This window comes from Lysinibacillus capsici, from assembly GCF_020217405.1.
GTDB classification, from domain to species: domain Bacteria; phylum Bacillota; class Bacilli; order Bacillales_A; family Planococcaceae; genus Lysinibacillus; species Lysinibacillus capsici.
Map to the genome: position 1 here is coordinate 3,235,994 of NZ_CP084108.1, position 17,820 is coordinate 3,253,813.

Annotated in this window: 20 protein-coding genes; 4 read left to right on the forward strand and 16 right to left on the reverse strand. The window is 38.5% G+C overall.

All coding sequences use genetic code 11. The features are described from left to right. Positions 1 to 104 precede the first annotated feature (104 nt). The 3 genes from LCP48_RS15940 to gpr all read right to left on the reverse strand — a co-directional run bounded on the left by LCP48_RS15940 (position 105) and on the right by gpr (position 4,570). Positions 105 to 1,982, reverse strand: coding sequence for an acyltransferase family protein (locus tag LCP48_RS15940; protein ID WP_004226912.1), 1,878 nt, complete (start codon positions 1,980 to 1,982; stop codon positions 105 to 107). A 596-nt stretch (positions 1,983 to 2,578) separates the two neighbouring features. After that, a complete protein-coding gene (gene spoIIP / locus LCP48_RS15945) occupies positions 2,579 to 3,433 on the reverse strand; it encodes a stage II sporulation protein P (RefSeq protein ID WP_225340378.1) in 855 nt (284 codons plus the stop codon). A 120-nt stretch (positions 3,434 to 3,553) separates the two neighbouring features. Continuing rightward, entirely contained in the window at positions 3,554 to 4,570 is a 1,017-nt protein-coding gene (gpr, locus tag LCP48_RS15950) for a GPR endopeptidase (protein WP_004226908.1), read from the reverse strand. 163 nt (positions 4,571 to 4,733) lie between these two features. Between gpr and rpsT the strand changes: the two genes are divergently transcribed. After that, positions 4,734 to 4,982, forward strand: coding sequence for a 30S ribosomal protein S20 (gene rpsT / locus LCP48_RS15955; protein WP_004226906.1), 249 nt, complete (start codon positions 4,734 to 4,736; stop codon positions 4,980 to 4,982). A 95-nt stretch (positions 4,983 to 5,077) separates the two neighbouring features. Here rpsT and holA read toward each other — a convergent pair whose 3' ends face one another. After that, positions 5,078 to 6,088, reverse strand: coding sequence for a DNA polymerase III subunit delta (holA, locus tag LCP48_RS15960; RefSeq protein ID WP_216485515.1), 1,011 nt, complete (start codon positions 6,086 to 6,088; stop codon positions 5,078 to 5,080). Between the two features lie 165 nt (positions 6,089 to 6,253). On the opposite strand from holA, the gene LCP48_RS15965 reads away from it, so the two are divergent. Next, positions 6,254 to 6,391 (forward strand): YqzM family protein, encoded by a 138-nt coding sequence (locus LCP48_RS15965; RefSeq protein WP_004226902.1) that lies wholly within the window; start codon positions 6,254 to 6,256, stop codon positions 6,389 to 6,391. Positions 6,392 to 6,419: 28 nt separating this feature from the next. Here LCP48_RS15965 and LCP48_RS15970 read toward each other — a convergent pair whose 3' ends face one another. The 12 genes from LCP48_RS15970 to LCP48_RS16025 all read right to left on the reverse strand — a co-directional run bounded on the left by LCP48_RS15970 (position 6,420) and on the right by LCP48_RS16025 (position 16,083). Next, positions 6,420 to 8,315, reverse strand: coding sequence for a DNA internalization-related competence protein ComEC/Rec2 (locus LCP48_RS15970; protein ID WP_263643090.1), 1,896 nt, complete (start codon positions 8,313 to 8,315; stop codon positions 6,420 to 6,422). Positions 8,316 to 8,710: 395 nt separating this feature from the next. Beyond that, positions 8,711 to 9,280 carry a ComE operon protein 2 gene (locus tag LCP48_RS15975; protein ID WP_225340379.1) on the reverse strand — a complete coding sequence of 190 codons (570 nt, stop codon included), beginning with the start codon at positions 9,278 to 9,280 and terminating at the stop codon, positions 8,711 to 8,713. A gap of 105 nt (positions 9,281 to 9,385) precedes the next feature. Beyond that, the gene (locus tag LCP48_RS15980; RefSeq protein WP_216485518.1) at positions 9,386 to 10,012 is read right to left on the reverse strand and encodes a helix-hairpin-helix domain-containing protein; all 627 of its coding nucleotides are present in this window, start codon (positions 10,010 to 10,012) and stop codon (positions 9,386 to 9,388) included. A gap of 239 nt (positions 10,013 to 10,251) precedes the next feature. Continuing rightward, on the reverse strand, positions 10,252 to 10,989 hold the full coding sequence (locus LCP48_RS15985) for a class I SAM-dependent DNA methyltransferase (RefSeq protein ID WP_004226893.1): 738 nt from the start codon (positions 10,987 to 10,989) through the stop codon (positions 10,252 to 10,254). Next, positions 10,990 to 11,334, reverse strand: coding sequence for a ribosome silencing factor (rsfS, locus tag LCP48_RS15990; protein ID WP_004226890.1), 345 nt, complete (start codon positions 11,332 to 11,334; stop codon positions 10,990 to 10,992). It lies immediately after the preceding gene. Next, a complete protein-coding gene (gene yqeK / locus LCP48_RS15995; protein ID WP_004226888.1) occupies positions 11,331 to 11,903 on the reverse strand; it encodes a bis(5'-nucleosyl)-tetraphosphatase (symmetrical) YqeK in 573 nt (190 codons plus the stop codon). Before yqeK ends, rsfS begins: the two co-directional genes overlap by 4 nt. Further along, complete coding sequence (locus LCP48_RS16000; protein WP_004226885.1) at positions 11,872 to 12,462, reverse strand: nicotinate-nucleotide adenylyltransferase; 591 nt, start codon at positions 12,460 to 12,462, stop codon at positions 11,872 to 11,874. Before LCP48_RS16000 ends, yqeK begins: the two co-directional genes overlap by 32 nt. A 9-nt stretch (positions 12,463 to 12,471) precedes the next feature. Then, a complete protein-coding gene (gene yhbY / locus LCP48_RS16005; RefSeq protein WP_004226882.1) occupies positions 12,472 to 12,774 on the reverse strand; it encodes a ribosome assembly RNA-binding protein YhbY in 303 nt (100 codons plus the stop codon). Positions 12,775 to 12,779: 5 nt separating this feature from the next. After that, positions 12,780 to 13,610, reverse strand: coding sequence for a shikimate dehydrogenase (aroE, locus tag LCP48_RS16010; RefSeq protein ID WP_004226879.1), 831 nt, complete (start codon positions 13,608 to 13,610; stop codon positions 12,780 to 12,782). 32 nt (positions 13,611 to 13,642) lie between these two features. Then, complete coding sequence (yqeH, locus tag LCP48_RS16015) at positions 13,643 to 14,746, reverse strand: ribosome biogenesis GTPase YqeH (RefSeq protein ID WP_225340380.1); 1,104 nt, start codon at positions 14,744 to 14,746, stop codon at positions 13,643 to 13,645. Continuing rightward, a complete protein-coding gene (locus LCP48_RS16020; protein ID WP_004226872.1) occupies positions 14,743 to 15,264 on the reverse strand; it encodes a YqeG family HAD IIIA-type phosphatase in 522 nt (173 codons plus the stop codon). The genes yqeH and LCP48_RS16020 overlap by 4 nt, the downstream gene beginning before the upstream one ends. 36 nt (positions 15,265 to 15,300) lie before the next feature. Continuing rightward, on the reverse strand, positions 15,301 to 16,083 hold the full coding sequence (locus LCP48_RS16025; RefSeq protein WP_009373781.1) for a phosphatidylserine decarboxylase: 783 nt from the start codon (positions 16,081 to 16,083) through the stop codon (positions 15,301 to 15,303). A gap of 136 nt (positions 16,084 to 16,219) precedes the next feature. On the opposite strand from LCP48_RS16025, the gene pssA reads away from it, so the two are divergent. Together pssA and sigK are read left to right on the forward strand one after the other, a co-directional pair. Beyond that, positions 16,220 to 16,720, forward strand: coding sequence for a CDP-diacylglycerol--serine O-phosphatidyltransferase (gene pssA, locus LCP48_RS16030; RefSeq protein ID WP_048392670.1), 501 nt, complete (start codon positions 16,220 to 16,222; stop codon positions 16,718 to 16,720). Positions 16,721 to 16,806: 86 nt separating this feature from the next. Next, positions 16,807 to 17,514 carry an RNA polymerase sporulation sigma factor SigK gene (gene sigK, locus LCP48_RS16035; protein ID WP_004226867.1) on the forward strand — a complete coding sequence of 236 codons (708 nt, stop codon included), beginning with the start codon at positions 16,807 to 16,809 and terminating at the stop codon, positions 17,512 to 17,514. Positions 17,515 to 17,820 lie beyond the last annotated feature (306 nt).

A 17,820-nucleotide genomic window follows, 5' to 3' on the forward strand; every position in this document is an offset into this window, starting at 1 on the left:
GCAACAACTAATAGAATACATATAGGTAGAGCAAATAGTTCCCTTTCTAAGATATAGAAAAAGTCAGCTACGCAGACAAAACTGTGTATACTGACTTTATTATTTTATTTGTTTAAGGATTGTTGAATGAGCTTTGTTAAAACTTCTACCCCTTTTTTCTCTAAATGTACACCGTCTGGGGCAAAGTATTCAGGGTGATTGATTGCTGCTGCATGCCAGTCAATTAGTGTTATTCGCTCATGTTCCTGTGCTTTTTGCAGTAAAGCTTCATTCACCTTTGCTTCCCATGAACGCGGCACACGTGTATTCACTAAATAAATATCGGCATTTGAAAAAGCTTCAAGGAGTGCATCCATTTGGTCAGTCGTAAAATAACCATTTGTCCCCAATTGTAGAATGACTGCATGATTAGGTTGATTAAAACTTGCATAATTTGGTGCAAGTTTTACAGCTTGTGAAACTTGACGCCCTATTTTTCCATCGATTGTAATAGTCGGATACATATTATGTAAGCTCGGTGCAATATCAATCATTAGGGAATCGCCAATGGCTAGTATGCCACGATAAAACTCATCCTTTTCAGGCTCAATAATGGGGTTATTTTCTTCTTGCTTAGTCGTTTCTATCTCCTGAACATCCTCTACTCCCTCATCCTTGCTTTGAGAAGGTTTGTCGGTTGAGGCTTCAGCTTGTTTGTCCTGCTTGTCATCGCCATTAATTTTTATCGTTGTTGGCAACATTTTAGATGGGTTTTGCTGACTTTCACCCACTACACCTGTCATGCCTGTGAAAAATACAAGCAGGAAGAGTGGAACCATAACCGTTGATATTTTTCGTGGAAAAGTAAGGCTTCCCCATTTATTTTTATTACAAATCAGATATTTTTGACAATAGACTCGGAACCCTTCTTTCCGGATGGGCATTTCAATGAAGCGATAGGATAGCTCTGCAATCATCAGGATTAGTAAAAGCTGCAGGAAGATTCGCCAATAGGAGGGATTACCAATTTCATGAATGGGTGTCCCTAAAACCATGACAGGATAATGCCATAGATAAATGCCGTAGGAACGAGAGCCTATCCAACATAATGGCTTCCATGCTAATATTTTTCCTAGTATGCTAACTGGATGAGAAATACATGCAATCAAAACGGCAGCATTCAAGCAAAATAAAAACATACCTCCTCTATAAAGAAAGGATTGATATTCATCCACATACACTATGCTTACTAAAAAAATAGTAAGTGCAATGAAACTCATAGTATTTAGTTTCTTCACATGGTTCGCTGATAATTTTTGAGAAGATAGTCTTTTCATTGGCCAAACAAGGGCTAGCCAACAGCCTATTAATAATTCAAAACAACGTGTGTCCGTTCCATAATAGACACGACTAGGATCAGCGCCAGGCTGATAAAGTAAGGCCATTACGAATGCTGAACAAAGGGCACCACAAAAGACGATATTTGCTAGTTTATTTTGCTTTTTAACAACAAAAAGTCCAATCATTAAGAGCAATGGCCAAATCAAGTAAAATTGTTCTTCAATGGCTAATGACCATAGGTTTTTTAAAGGTGATGGAGAACCGAAACTATCAAAATAAGAGAGTTTATGAAAAATGAACCACCAATTACTTGAATAAAAAATGGAGGACAGTGCATCCCCGCGCAAAGTATGGAGAAGCTCTTTATGAAAGAGCATTGCCCAAACAAATGATGTAACAATCATAACGTAGGCCGCTGGTAGTAGCCTTCTAAATCGTCCCACCCAAAATTTCTTTAGGCTGACTGTTAATTGATTGCCCTTTAAAGGTAAGATGGTAGAGGTGATTAAATAGCCCGATAATACAAAGAAGATATCTACTCCTAAAAAGCCACCTCTAGCCCAACTAAAGTTAAAATGATAAGCAATAACTGCTAACACAGCCAATGCTCGAATCCCGTCTAGTCCAGGAATATAACGATGATTTAATGACTTACCTGACATACTATTCCTTCCTTCAATAATCTCTCAATTTCGTTTCGGTATAATGTTTTGGTATTTTCTAGCTATACAATGAGAAGTTAATCTAAAAGCGCTGTCACAATCTCTAATAACCGCCCACGGCTATGGATAGATGATAGTTACATCCAAATGCTACAAGGAGTAACGCTTTTTGAAGGTATTCCCTTCTGCATCAAGATAAAACCTGTTGTCACGTAATAGAACCTTTTGATTGATAACCATCCCCTCTCTATTATTTTTGCTTATTCACTTAAATGTTTGACGATTGAAATACGATAAAAGTTTGAGAGAAAAATGAAACGTTATCACTTTTTGTCTTCTAAAAATTCATATGTATATTTGCTATAGACTTAAAAAGGCATTCCCAAAAGTGGGATATACTTCAAAAGTATGTTTGCTTTATTTGCATATGCCTTCATTTAACGTTTTATCATGAAATTCGCGAGCCAACTTGAAAATTATAAGACAAGAATGGAGCAATGGAAAGACAATTAATGAGAATTATTTCTGGAAATTTTATTATCATACAATATTAAAAAAGTGAGCCCACAAGAGTCCCACTTTTTAATATGATTGGTCTATTTTGTTGAATCATTGACAAACGCTTTTGAAATAGCCTTACCAATTACAGCAATCGTACGATTAACCTCTTCCTCAGTATTACCAATTCCACCAATCTCAATAATCATCATTTGCTTTGCTAAATCCTGATTGTATCGCCCATCAACCCCATCACCACTTTTAGAAATAACCCCTTTAGAAATTTTGGGAACGATGGCATTTAGTGTGGATGATAAACTTTCAGCATAGGCTGTATTCCAGCGGTAATTAGCATGTTCTGCCCCAACAACAATAGCGATTTTCGCATAATTTTCCCCATTATATGAGATCGTTGTAAGATCATGTTTTAATGAGTCACGATGTAAATCAACTATTAGATCATAATTATTTGTCTCTAAATGCTTACTTAAATATGGCCTCATCACATTATAAGATTCATGATAGCCTTTACCCTCTTCTTGTAGTTTCTTCATAATATCTACATCAAGAACATCCGTCTTTAAACCATTTACATTAAAATGATTCACAATCTTATCCTTCAGGCTCATAATATTGACCGTTTCATGAGAAGTCGCTACCTTACCACTCACTGCTTTCACCATGGGTTCATATGCTTCATGCGTATGGGTAAATAACACTAACACTTTAAATGGGTCCGGGTCTAGGGCTTGATCTGGTTCAGGTTCTTTCGTTTGTTCCAGTACACTTTGTTCAGCTAAATTGGTAGCAGCAAACACGACTTGCTTATCTTCTGATTGTTTGATCGGAGTCGATGCTTGCTTGTTGAACGGAAGTTGCCCAGCAATGACAGGTAATACGAAAAAGAACAATAATATACCAAATGACCATTGTAGTTTTTTTAGCAAAGTCACACCCTCCTCCCCATATCGTATGGAGGGGGGATGTTAATTAGAACGAAAATATATTTCTTGTTTTACGCATAAAAAAGCGTGTTTTAGAAGGACTACCCTAAGCGTTGTTTCTTCATTATTTTATAAATCACTTGCCCAATCCATAAGCATAGAAGCCACTAATTTTGCATAGCGATCAATCCAATAGTCTGCTTCTTTTGGTGTAACCATCAATTGTGTGTGGGAGCCAGCGAAGGTTTCCTCAAATAGCTGCTGCCGCTCCTCCTTCGTCCATGTCGCCCATTCTCCAAATATAGGTTGTACTAATGTCATATCCAGTTCCTTGTTAATATCTGGTTGCCATGAGGATAATGAAAGCTTCGATGACGGTTTACTGCGTTCAGCCACACGTGCAGCTATCGAACGGAGCATAGTTTCTACCGCATCTGCAATTAGTACAGGTGCATCTACTACAGTAGGGATCCCTATTGCTGTTACGGGAATGCCAAGCATCTCATAGGAAATCTCTTGCCGTTGATTACCTACGCCTGAACCTGGATGTATGCCTGTATCTGTTAATTGAATCGTTTTACAGAGTCGATTACTCGCTCTTGTAGCAAGTGCATCTACTACAATGATTAATTTCGGTTGCAGACGTTCAGCAATAGCAGCCACAAATTCACCTGTTTCGTAGCCTGTTTGTCCTGTTACACCAGGAGCATACATAACAAATTTTTCATCAATGACATCTAAACTATGCAAATGGTCAATTAAATAGGGACCTATTGCATCGGGTGTAATAGTGCGATTTCCTAAACCGACTATTAAAATTTTATCGTCTTCTTGCCAAGAAAGTGCGTCATGCATTTTTTTGAAATTTACAAGCAATTCTTGTTCAAGTTGTGCAAAGCCTTCTTGATCTTCTAATGTTAGTGTCGGGACAGAAAGGGTAATATACTGCCCTTCCTTTTTACCAATTTGCTTTTCCCCTTCAGCGTCTACAAGAACATCTGTAATTTTTACTCTACCAGCATTCCGATCTTCAATTTGAATGCCACTTGATTGTTCAAGCTTTTCTTTTTGCTCTTTGGTCTGATGGACAACTACCTCTTCTGATTCATCAATTAAATCTGTTCGTTGCCAATTAAAATTTTGCATACAGTTCACCTCAAGCTGTAGTTTGTTCAAACTGTCAAGTAAATATTCTTTGCATTTATCTATTGCAATTTGGCCAAGCGTTTGTTAAAATGATTTTTGTTGTATTGACACAAGAAATCAATGAGAAGATATCATCTCGTACCTAATTTAGGAGGTGAAATATATGCCAAACATTAAATCTGCGATTAAACGCGTAAAAGTTAACGAAAAAGCTAACATTGCTAATTCTCAAGCTAAATCTGCAATGCGTACTACAGTGAAAAAAGCTGAAAACGCTGTTGCTGCTAACGCTGAAAACAAACAAGAACTTTTACAAGCAGCTTTCAAATCTTTAGATAAAGCAGCTTCAAAAGGACTTATCCACAAAAACGCGGCGGCTCGTAAAAAGTCTCGCCTTGCTAAAAAAGCGTAATTGTTTAAAGGATCAGATACTCTATTAGGAGTAGCTGATCTTTTTAATTTTATAGAGAACATAGAAAGCTGCCCTTATTGGACAGCTTTCTTTTCCTATAGTTGGCGCAATAAAAATAGCTCTAGATAGCGCTCTCGATTTCCACCAGACGATTTAAGCTGTAAATCAACCTCTGCTAATTGATATAATGCCCGGAGCAAATTTTCTTCTGAAGGCCGATGCCGTTGCTCAATCATAAGTTTGACACGATACGGATGAATTTTTAGATTTTTAGCAATTTGTTGAGGGTGATAACCTTTTTTCAATAAATAAAAAACATTTGACATAGTACGAACATTGGATGCTAGCAAGCCCACTAACATAATAGGTTCTTGTTTTTGTCGCAATAAATCATGATAGATGGACAAGGCTCCGACAGAGTCATTTGCCAAGTATGCGTTAAGCATTTTAAAGGCATCTTGCTCTAATGTCTTTGCCACCAAATCCTCCACTAAAGAAGTTGTAATTTCGCCCCCATCACCTAAATAAAGGGTTAGCTTGTCAATTTCCATCTGTAATTGTAGCATGTTGGCTCCGACCATCGTAACAAGCAATTCAATAGCATCTTGTGTAATGCTATTACCTTGTGTTTTGACAATGCCTTGAATCCATATGGCTAAATCCTGCTCTTTTGGTGTTTCTGCTTGTACAAATAATGCATACTCTTTCATCATTTTAGTCACTTTTTTGCGTTCATCCAATTTTTCATAAGGGGCAATAAAAACCGTTACGGAAAAATCAGAAGGATTCGACAACCATGTTTCCAATCGTTTCACATCATGATCGATTTTTTCCTTCCCTTTCTCGGTTGCCTTTAAAAACGAAGCATTTTTAGCAATAATAAGCTTACGTTCTGAGAAAAAAGGAATGGTATCTGCTTCATCCATGACCACATCTACTGGTACTTCTTCTAAATCAAATGTGGTCATCTCCAGATCTTCTTCTGGACCCATTGCCTCTTTTAAACGTTTAATGGTTTCATCTATAAAATAGCTTTCTTCACCAACAAGCAAATATACTGGTGCAAGCTCACCTTTTTTTATTGTATTCCAAACCGTTGAAATCATAATTTCCCCTCCATCTAGCAATACTATTAGTATACATGATTTCATAGTCCTTTGTGTCTTTGACCGAATTGTGTCGATTCCTTTCCAGACGGGGAAATCACCTTTTCGATATAGCTTTTATGACCATGTTGTCTTATAATAAATAACAGAATTGGAGGGATAACAATGAATCCATTTGAAGGAAAAAACATACAATGTCGACGTAACGATGCCATCGATTCTGGTGTTGGCTTCGGTGTATCATTTGGCGTTTTCACGCTTATGTTTATTATTGCAACTATAGTAGAATTTGTATCACAGTAATTGGACTTATGCAGGAAAAGGGCCTTGGTCATTGGACAAGGCCCTTTTCCTTTCCGTTAACGGACCAGCGATTATCACGAATACTTATTTCGATTGATCCATTCACCCCTGTTGTCCATGTCACTAAATGTCTACTGACAAATCGTTGTACTACTTCTTCATGTGGATGACCATAACGATTATGGAGACCTGCACTAAAAACCGTTAATTGGGGCTGTAGCAGCTCGACAAAGGCTTCTGTGCTCGATGTCTTACTCCCATGATGCCCTGCCTTTAGTAATGTGAGATTGGCCAATAAAGGTCCATAACGATTGATCAGCTGTTGTTCGCCATATTGCTCCAAATCCCCTGTAAATAACGCTGTAAACGCCTTTTGCTGCATGTACAGGACAAGAGAATCATCATTTCCCTCATAAATGGCATCATCAGGCCATAAGTAATAAAAATATGTTTCCCCTACATGCCACGAAGTCCCCTTCATTTTTTCTTTAATAGGAATATGTCGCTTATTGGCTTCTCGTAATAAATCATGCATTAAAGGCTCATACAATGAACCAGGTGTAACGTGTATTTCCTTCATGTTAATCTCTTGTAATACTTCCTCTGCTCCCTCAATATGATCTGCGTCCGCATGAGAAGCAATAAAAATATCGATAGTACGTATACCCTTGCCTTTTAAAAATGGGACGACAACTTGCTTCCCTACCTTATAAGGACTATCTGCTTTCTTCCACAATTCCTGCTCAAAGCGCAATACGCCACCTGTATCTATAACATAGACAGCCCGTCTAAAAGGCAATTCAATGATAATACTGTCTCCTTGTCCTACATTTAAAAAGGTAATCTTTGTTTCGTTATACAACATGGGTGCTAAATGAATCCAAATAGCAGGGATGACAAGGATCAAAATAGCTCTCCTGAATCGTTTTATTTCCAAATAATAGAAGCTCACTAAAACACTTAACATCGCCACACAGCTCAGCCAAATAGTTGGTTTGCCTGGTGTCCATAATTGCCAAGGAAGCTCTTGCATAGAAAAGATTATTTCGGTCAGCCATTTACGCAGTGGTTCATAGCCAGCAAATAGGACATTAGCAAGTGGTAAAGAAAGATAAGATAGTACAAAGGCTATCATGTTAAAGGGTAATATAACAAATGAAAACAGTGGAACAAAAACAATATTGACAAAAAACGAGGATAAAGATAATTCATAAAAATGATGGAGTAATAGTGGGTAAACGAGCAGTTGGCACATGAATGTGATAAAAAAAGAACGACCTAGCCAAGTTCTTGTCTGCTTAAAAATAATACCAGAATAAAGAAGACTAACAGTTGCTAAATAGGATAGCTGGAAACCAATTTGGAAAATAACACCTGGCTCAAGCAAAACAAAGCCTATAAAGCTAATAGCTAATGCATCATCCATCGAAAGAACCCACTTAAAAAAGCGCAGTAACATCATCAATTCTACTACAGAAACAGCACGCCATACGGAAGGTGCTCCACCTGCAATGACTCCATAAACCGGTAAGAGGATCAATAACACGACAGTAGCCATTTCCTTGCGAACTCTTATTCTAAGCAATCCTTCAAAAAAGAGCCAAGACATCAGCGCGATATGTAGCCCAGAAATCGCAAATAAATGGGTAATACCAAGCTTTTGATAGGCACGTTGCAGTTCATCCTCCATCTGATCTTGCACCCCTATTAAAAGTGCTTGAGCCTCTGCTACAAGTGATTTTGGAAAAGTCCTCTCTATATGCTTTTTCATATTGTGTCTTACTTCGGCAAGAATAGTGAAGATGGAGGTTTGTTTTCCTATATAATGCCAATTCGTGATTTCAACAACGCCTGTTGCTCCTTTGCTCGTTAAATAGTTTGACATGGAAAAGGCATAAGCATGTGCAGCTGGAGAGGGAGTCACGAGTTCACCTTTTGCAGAATACGTCATTCCAGTTAATGTGGTATTTTCATAAAAATTTTTCTCTTGTTCCGAGGAAAAAGTATAAACTACGTAAAGTTTTTGGCCATTTGTTGTTGTAGCAAACCCACGGAGTTTTTGCCCGTTTATTTTATAGTCACTTGACCAAGTTATAGGGAAGGTTGACGGTAAAGGGGAAGGTTCCGTGAGATGATTGATAGAAAGGAAAAAATAAGTTAGTAGACCACTAGTTAGTACAAAAATTGCAAGAAAACGTGACTCACCTTTTATGGTGAGCCACAGGACTAGTAGCAGTAAAAAAATGAGTAGCCATGCTGATTTGTATACTGCAATAGCAGCTATCAGTACAGCAAGAGCTACCATAATCCATCTATGCTTTAAAGCTTGATGCCAAATAATGCATTCACCTTCTGTTCATATGGGAGCAATTTTTCAGCAGATACCCCACTCTCGCGAAGCTCGTGCAGCATTTCTGTATACAAAGCTAGTTTGTCATCTCGTAAAAAATCAATTTTACGTTCATCAAAGGGTACATGAACTACTTCCACTCCAGCTTTTGCAAATAACTCCTGTCCATAGGGATTATTTTTATAATCTGTTGCATAATACACACGTTCTATGCCAGCTTGAATGATAGATTTTGTACATGGTAAACATGGAAAATGTGTTACATACAAATCAGCACCTTTTGTCGGTGTTCCATATTTAGCACATTGCAGTAAGGCATTCATTTCAGCATGCACGGTACGGACGCAATGATTATCAACCACATAGCATCCTTTTTCGATACAATGCTCGTCCCCTGTAATGGAACCATTATAACCACCTGCAATGATGCGTTTGTCCCGTACAACAGTTGCTCCTACAGCTAGTCTTGTACATGTACTGCGTAATGCGAGTAAATGGCTTTGTGCCATAAAAAATTGATCCCAAGTAATTCGCTCCATATGACTACCTCCAAAAATTGTCTAACAAATTAACTTTCTCTTGCTTTTCTACTATAGTGTAGCCCTTTTAGAAAAGGGGCGTCAATATACCATCATGTAAAAGCATTACTTTACGGTAATTGAATCCTTTAGCTTCTCAAATGTTTTATCACCAATACCACTAACATTTTTTAAGTCATCTATGGTTTGAAACTGCCCATTTTCCTCTCGATACGTTAGGATACTTTGTGCTTTAGAAGGACCGATTCCTGGCAATGTCGCTAACGTTGCCACATCAGCTTTATTGATATTAATCTTTTGCTCCTTATTCGTCTCAGTAGGTAACGTTAACAGAGAAGAGGATCCTTCCTCTAGCTGTTCGCCCATGATAGGAATATAGATTACCATTTCATCCTGTACCTTTTGGGCATGATTGATAAATTGTGTGTCAGCATTCTCTGTATAGCCACCAGCAAGCTGTACAACATCTTTTATACGTTGGTCTTGCTCAAGTTCATAAACGCCTGGATACATTACAGCACCCTTTATTTCCACAAATACCTGCTGCATAACCGCTTCCTCAGCAGATTCACTCAAATTTTTTTCTTCAATAGGTTGGATTGTTTCGATGAGCTCTTCTTGGGGAGGTGAAGAGTCAGAACTCGAAAAATAGAAGTAACAAAGTCCACTGACGACTAGTATGCTGGGGAATAACATACTTTTTTTGTACTTTTGCCATAAAGATTGTAGCACAGTACCATCCTTTCCTTGCGAAAGGTCATCATATGGAGTTATATATATTTTACACTACGGATGGGTGGTTGAAAATGATAAAAAATCGTCAGGAGTTTAGGTTTTTTATCCTTCTATACAGGTTTTATCCGACAATTTAGCCTCTTTATCCGCCTATTCAAGTTTTCTATCCGCTACTTTAACCTTTCTATCCATCAAAAAAGCCACACTGCCAATTACACAGTGTAGCTCCCTTTTCTTTATTTCACTGCACGAATAAAAATGCGTTCACTTTCCTCATCAGGTGCATCATCTGTAAAGTCTGCTGTAATTTCCACATGACTAAAACCGATGGCACGCAACCAAGCCATATACTGCTCGATAGTGTAAGTACGTTGCACGTGCTCCTCATCAAAGCGTTCATATAATTCACTTGCGTCATCTCGTACATAAAATGTCATTTGATGAATAACCGAATGTTCAAAGTCGGCAGGCTCCGTATGCCATATATAACTAATGTCACCATCATCATATGTGAACGGACCATCTAAAAAAATCTCATTCATTTTAAATAACGAATGGACATCAAAAAACAGCTGACCTCCATCACGCAACGCCGTATAGATACGTTCTAATGTCGTATAAACAGAGTGCTCCTCTACCACATAATTCAAGGAATCAATTGTAATTGTGACAACATCGATTTCCTCAAAGCCATCTAGTTCGACCATAGACATACAGTATAATGGGGCATGATAGCCTGCACCAGCAAAGCGTTCTGCGGCAATGGACAGCATCTCTTCAGATAAATCGATTCCACTGACTTGATAGCCAGATTTTGCAAATAACAAGCTAAGTACACCAGTGCCACAGCCAATATCCAACAGTTTTGGGTACTGGTTGCTTGGTGCATGCTGTACAACCCAATCTACATAAAGATTGTAAGGAATATCCGTTTGCAGCTCATCATAGACATGAGCAAAGCGTTCGTAACTCACTTAGGCCTCTGGCATGTCTAGTTGCGGTGCATCGCCCCAAAGACGCTCTAAATTATAATAAGCACGCTCATCCTTATGGAATACATGTGCCACAACATCGCCTAGGTCAACTAGTACCCAGCGAGCTCCATCGAATCCTTCGACACGGCGAATTTCATAACCTTGTTGTTCAGCTACATCCTGTAATTCACGTGCAATGGCTTGCACTTGGCGATCTGAGTTACCATGAGCAATGATAAAATAATCGGCTAAAAGGGAAATTCCTTGCATATTTAAAACGACAATATCCTCACCATGTTTGTCGTCAATTGCTTTGTACGCTGCTTGTAATAAAGTTGAAGTCATCCTTCACTATCCTCTCTGTTCATCATATCGTTATAACATTCTATAGATAAAGGATAAATCGGTTGCTTTGTGTCAATTAAAAATGCCAAAGTATGGCGTACACATGCACTCATCGCCTTATCCAAATTTTTTTGTGCTTTTTTGCGCAGTCGATCAACTCCCTCAAATCGACGGTTCGGTTCAATCATATCTGCGACAAAAATAATTTTTTCTAAACGGCTCATATTAGCCCGCCCAGTTGTATGGAAACGAATAGCATTCAACAGCTCTTCGTCTGTGATGCCAAACTCACTTTGTGCTATATATGCACCTACTGGACCATGGAGTAATTCACTACCCCATCCAATTAGTCTTTCATCTAATTTTTCATCACGAACGATATTCTCCATCCACTCAATGTCAGCATATTTAGCAATATCATGGAGGATAGCTGCTGTTTCAGCTTTTTTTACGTCCTCGCCATACTTATAAGCTAGGTTGATGGCCGTTTCCATCACTCCGACTGTATGAATATAACGTTTTTCAGGCATTCTTGGCTTAATCGCCGCTAAATACTGTTCGCGTTCCATAAAGACCTTCCTCTCGTATGAACGTCTCTACTGCTTCTGGTAGTAGAAATGTCACCGTTCCTCCTGTAGCCAGGCGTTCACGAATCAGTGTGGACGATAAATCGATTTGAGGTATTTCCACCATACTTATAGGGTACTCTGTTGCCGCGGCTGTCCCTGGACGCTTTACTCCAACAAACTGAACAAGTTTCACTAAATCATCTATACAATGCCATGTATGTAGCGAATCAATCATATCGCCACCGATGATAAAGTAAAATTTCACATTCGGCTCTCTTCTACACAATGCAGAAAGTGTCTCATAGGAATAGGATACGCCACCCTTCTCAAGCTCATACGACTCTACTGAAAAATAAGGAAATGGACGAATCGCACGTTTTACCATTTCAAGTCGCTCAACATTACTAGCATCAAAACGTGCATGCTTATGTGGTGGGATGGCATTAGGCATAAAGCGGATTTCATCAAGTTCTAGCGCATGAAAAACTTCATTTGCCATTAAAAGATGACCCATATGTGGTGGGTTAAATGTACCTCCAAGTAAACCGACCCTTTTCATCGTCTCACCTTATTTCGTTACTTTTGGTAATACAATCTTTTTATGATTGCGGGACTCTTTATATAAAACAACTGTCAGACCGATTAATTGGACAAGCTCCGCATGAGCGCCTTTGGCTAATGCTTCAGCGACTTCATGTTTATCATCTTCACAGTTATCTAAAATACGTACTTTAATCAATTCACGTACTTCTAATGCCTCGCGAATTTGCTTTGTCATTTCATCATTAACGCCACCTTTTCCCACTTGGAAAATAGGTGTTAAATGGTGTGCTTCTGCACGTAAAAAACGTTTCTGTTTACCTGTTAACATAAAAATTAGTTTCCTCCTAATTGCGCCTTCAGTTGCGCAATCATTGAATTTGTATTTGGATAGTTTCCTAACCAGTGTTCAAAAGCGATGGCTCCTTGATGGACAAACATTCCTAAGCCAGTGACAATCGTTGCTCCTTTTTCTTCAGCCGCTTGTAAAAAAGGCGTCATTAATGGATTATACACAATATCCGCAACAATTGCTTCTTTCATCAGCCGATCTAATGAAAATGGCATTGAAAAATTGCCCGTAGAGAGGCCAGCTGATGTCATTTGCACAATAATGCTGAAATCAGCTAGCGTTTCTTCCGCTTGTTGTAATGAAATGGCACGTCCCATACCCATTTCATCAATAATCATTTGTGCATTCGTCACCGTACGATTGGCAATGGTTACATGACAATAGCCTTGTTGCTGCATAGCAAAGGCAATGCCTCGAGCTGCACCTCCAGCACCAACAAGTAATACAGGCTTGTCTTTGTGAGAAACCCCAACGGCTTCTTCGAGTGATCGAACAAATCCAATACCATCTGTATTATAGCCTTTTAGCTTTCCTTTTGTTGTTCGTACGACGGTATTCACTGCGCCCATTTTTTGGGCCAGCTCATCTAGCTCGTCTAGATATGGAATGATTGCTGTTTTATGAGGAATGGTCACGTTCCAGCCACTTGCCCCTAATGTCTTCAAACCAGCAACAGCAGATTCTAATTGATCAGGCGTTACATGTAAAGGAATATATGTCGCATCAATTGACATGTCCTCAAACCAAGCATTGTGCATGGCAGGTGATTTTGAATGTTCAATTGGATCACCCATAACTGCAAACCACTTCTTCATTTTCTAGTCCCTCTCTCTACTATGTCCTCCATTTAGATCAGCGAAGGACGAATTGAAACTTGTACACCTTTTGGGGCGTAAGCTGCTACTACTACATTCGCATGTTGAACGGTAATCCAGCCAAGCCCAGAAAATACAACATCTGTTTTCGCTTCTTGGATGGAAAATTCGTGACGAACCAATGGCGGTAACTGGTCGATAAAGTCCGCAGTTGGGGGTGCCAATAATTCTCCCTTATGCTCTTCATATAACGCATCTGCCTTCTCAAGCTTTGTACGATGAATTGGTAAATCATTTGCCACATGGATGGTAAAGGCAGAACGGTCACCCTGAATAAAATCAAATCTTGCCAATGCACCAATAAATAGAGTTTGCCCTGCATTTTGTTGATAGACTTTCGGCTTAATTTCTTTTTTCGGCATAATATATTTTAATTCACTGGAATCAATATGATGAGCCATTTGATGATGATTAATAATACCTGGCGTATCATATAATGCACTACCATCATCCAATGGAATGTCAATCATGTCTAAAGTAGTACCTGGGAAGTGTGAGGTTGTAATCACTTCACCCTCACCTGTTGCCTGCTTAATAATTCGGTTAATGAACGTAGATTTCCCAACATTTGTACAGCCAACAACATATACATTTTGTCCTTTACGATATTCGTCGATGGCTTCCATTGCTTCTGCCATCCCTTTGCCTTTATGGGCACTGACTAATAGGACATCGACAGGCTGTAGTCCAAGAGCCTTTGCTTCACGCTTCAGCCAGTTGATAACTTTTTTGGGCTTCACTGACTTTGGTAATAAATCAGCTTTGTTGGCAATCAATAGGACAGGATTCTTCCCTACAAAACGATGAAGCCCTGGTAGCCAGCTTCCATTAAAATCAAATATATCAACAATTTTTACGATTAAGCCTTGCTGTGTACCAAGACCATTTAAAATACGTAAAAAATCATCATCTGTTAACGATACTGGTTGAATTTCATTGTAATTTTTCAAACGGAAGCAACGCTGGCAAATGACCACATCCTTTTCTAATGATGATGGGGGTGCATACCCAACTGCTGTTTTATCTTCTGTTTGAATTGTTGTACCACAGCCAATACAATTTGGCATTTCAATCATTCTTGTTCCTCCCAAGTTATAATTCCTTTTCGTTTCAAATCATTAAATACGCGACGTTCAATAAAACGATTTAATTTTGTTACAAGCCCATCTGATTGTGCAACAGGCTTCACGAGCACTGTGTGTAAGCCTAAGCGATTTGCTCCCATAACATCCGTAAGGAGTTGATCTCCTACCATTACTACTTCACTTGGACGCAAGCCTAGTTGAATCAGTGCATTATAAAAAGCATTACGAAGTGGCTTTTTCGCCTTGTGAATATAAGGGATACCTAACGGCTCAGCAAAATGCTTTACACGAGCTTCCTTGTTGTTTGACGCAATAATAACACGAATACCTGATTCTTTCATAATGCGTAACCATATGATTAGCTCTTCTGTTGCATCTGGACGATCCCATTCAACAAGCGTATTATCTAAATCCGTAATGATTCCTCTAATCCCTAATTCCTGTAACTTTTCCGGCGTAATTTCAAAAATATTCGTCACAAATTCGTTCGGTAATAAAAAATTATACAAAATAGCGACCCCTAATCTTAACGTATTATTCGACCATTATAGCATATTTGCAAAGGCTTCACCCATTCGAATTGGACTTCCTTTTACAACATTATCCGTAAATTTAATTGTATCCTTTTCAAACAGCATCACAACAGTAGAACCAAATGAGAAATAACCAACTTCTTGCCCTTTCTGCCATTTCGTTGTTGTATTGGTAAGCACAATGGAATTCACAAAGGTCGCACCTACTTTGATAAATGCAACATGCTGATTATTTACTGTTTTCAGCTCAGTCACTAAACGATAATTATGAGAAATTGGTTTTTTACCGTATGTAAGACCTAACTGATTCACAGGATAAGATTTCTGACCAAGTGTATATTGTCGTAAGACTTCTCCATCTATCGGGCTATGGATACGATGGTAATCAGCCGGACTTAAATAAAAAACGATATAATGTCCGTCTGCATATTGTGCAGCTCGTTCTGTATTGCCGAGTAAATCTTGTAATGCATAAGGCTTACCCTTCACAAGAAATGTCATATCCCATTCAATACGTCCAAAGGACTCCACTTTTGCATCTACTGGGCTGGCATATACAGTTGGATTTTTTTCAATAGGGCGAGCTTCTTCAATAAGTTCTCTTGTAAAAAAATCATGTAAACACGAAAATTGTTGTTGTTTTTTTGAAACTTCTTCAAGGTTAATATCGTATAACTTCATGTAGCTTGGAATTATACGTTTACTCCACTTCGCTTTTGCAATTGTCTGCAAAAGATGGGAAGATTGCTTACCATTCGTTAGTTCTATCAAGCGTTGATATAGTTTTTCTTTCATACAGTAAAACCCCTATCCATTAATTTAGACTGTCAATTTTTTCGCATTCGAAGTATAATGGTACAATATCTTAAGTGCAAAGGAGTGATCCCCCTTGTTTTTTTATCACAAGTTGGTGGATACCACGGTTAAGAAAATGAAATCGCACGCAGCTAACTTCATAACAATTAGTAATATGTCCTTTGGAGGCGCGGCTATTATGGCCACTCTACATGAATACTATAGCTATAGTGTCTTGTTTATCTTTATAGCAGCTCTTCTTGATCGCTACGATGGTAAGGTAGCGAGAGCGCTCGGACAAGTGTCAGAATTAGGTAAACAATTAGATTCTATGAGTGATATTATATCATTTGGTGTAGCGCCTGCATTATTAATGTATGAAGTTGTTCTAGTTGATTTTGGTTTTGTCGGCATGATGATGGCCGTATTATTTATCGTCTGTGGCGCTATGCGTTTAGCTCGCTTCAATATTAGCGAAGCGAACGGTTATTTCACAGGTTTACCAATTACAGCCGCAGGTACGTTCTTAACTTTAACGTATTTCGCAGCTTATACGTTCCATCCGGCATTTTATCTTTTCCTTTTCCCCATTTTAGCTTTACTCATGATTAGTACATTTACGTTAAAAAAAGTGTAACAGCACATTTGCTGTTGCACTTTTTTCATTTCCCACTGCTTTTAAACATATACTGTCGAAAAATGGGGAAAGGATGAAATCATTCAATGAGCGGAATTTTTACATCGATGTTGCAGTTATGGCTTGAAATCCCTGCATTGCTTGGCTATTTAAAGGGGCAAACATTCCATAAACCCTTTTCAAAAGAAGAGGAAGCTGCTTGTATTGAACGATTTTTAGGTGGCGATGAGCAAGCACGTCTTGATCTAATAGAACGTAATATGAGGCTTGTCGCGCATGTCGTTAAAAAATTCCATCCAAAACATGAGCAACTCGATGATTATATTTCCATTGGAACAATTGGACTAATGAAAGCCGTTGAGAGCTATACCCCTGATAAAAAAACTAGACTTGCCACATATGCAGCTCGTTGCATTGAAAATGAGATTTTAATGCATCTACGCACCCAAAAGAAAGTGCAAAAAGACGTTTCGCTATTTGAGCCGATTGGAACTGATAAAGATGGGAACGCACTGCAAATTCGTGATTTACTTCAGTGTGATGAAGAAAGTGCCACAGAGAAGCTAGAACATAAAGAGCATGTAGCACAACTATACCACTATTTGCATATGCTCGATGAACGTGAGCTCGAAATTGTGACACTCCGTTATGGATTAAATCAACAGGATGCACTTACACAAAAGGAAATTGCAGCACGCTTAAATATTTCACGTAGCTATGTATCTCGCATTGAAAAACGGGCACTTATTAAACTCTATCAACTATATAAACGAGACCAAAAAACTATTGAATAATATATTGTAAAATGGTTATGAAAAAAATTCAATCCTTCAATGGCGGAAGAATATGCCTATTTTATGGCATATAAAAAGCTCCCCTGCAACATGTCTATGTCGCAGGGAAGCTTTCCCGTCATACTAATGTGCTGATTCAGAGAGTTCTGCTGAAATCAATGTACCTATTAAAGTTGTAATAATGACTACACCTGCTGTTAAAAATAACATCATGAATGCCTCCCATTCTATTATGAAGAGATTTATTAATGTCAGTGTAGCATTTGTTTTTTGTATTAACTGTGATTTTTCTCACAGAATAAACCA

Coding starts and splice junctions, on each gene's coding strand:
- LCP48_RS15940 (WP_004226912.1), bottom strand. CDS start 1,982: ATGTCAGGTAAGTCATTAAATCATCGTTATATTCCTGGACTAGACGGG.
- gpr (WP_004226908.1), bottom strand. CDS start 4,570: ATGCAAAATTTTAATTGGCAACGAACAGATTTAATTGATGAATCAGAA.
- rpsT (WP_004226906.1), top strand. CDS start 4,734: ATGCCAAACATTAAATCTGCGATTAAACGCGTAAAAGTTAACGAAAAA.
- holA (WP_216485515.1), bottom strand. CDS start 6,088: ATGATTTCAACGGTTTGGAATACAATAAAAAAAGGTGAGCTTGCACCA.
- LCP48_RS15965 (WP_004226902.1), top strand. CDS start 6,254: ATGAATCCATTTGAAGGAAAAAACATACAATGTCGACGTAACGATGCC.
- LCP48_RS15975 (WP_225340379.1), bottom strand. CDS start 9,280: ATGGAGCGAATTACTTGGGATCAATTTTTTATGGCACAAAGCCATTTA.
- rsfS (WP_004226890.1), bottom strand. CDS start 11,334: ATGACTTCAACTTTATTACAAGCAGCGTACAAAGCAATTGACGACAAA.
- yqeK (WP_004226888.1), bottom strand. CDS start 11,903: ATGGAACGCGAACAGTATTTAGCGGCGATTAAGCCAAGAATGCCTGAA.
- LCP48_RS16000 (WP_004226885.1), bottom strand. CDS start 12,462: ATGAAAAGGGTCGGTTTACTTGGAGGTACATTTAACCCACCACATATG.
- yhbY (WP_004226882.1), bottom strand. CDS start 12,774: ATGTTAACAGGTAAACAGAAACGTTTTTTACGTGCAGAAGCACACCAT.
- aroE (WP_004226879.1), bottom strand. CDS start 13,610: ATGAAGAAGTGGTTTGCAGTTATGGGTGATCCAATTGAACATTCAAAA.
- yqeH (WP_225340380.1), bottom strand. CDS start 14,746: ATGATTGAAATGCCAAATTGTATTGGCTGTGGTACAACAATTCAAACA.
- LCP48_RS16025 (WP_009373781.1), bottom strand. CDS start 16,083: ATGAAAGAAAAACTATATCAACGCTTGATAGAACTAACGAATGGTAAG.
- pssA (WP_048392670.1), top strand. CDS start 16,220: ATGAAATCGCACGCAGCTAACTTCATAACAATTAGTAATATGTCCTTT.
- sigK (WP_004226867.1), top strand. CDS start 16,807: ATGAGCGGAATTTTTACATCGATGTTGCAGTTATGGCTTGAAATCCCT.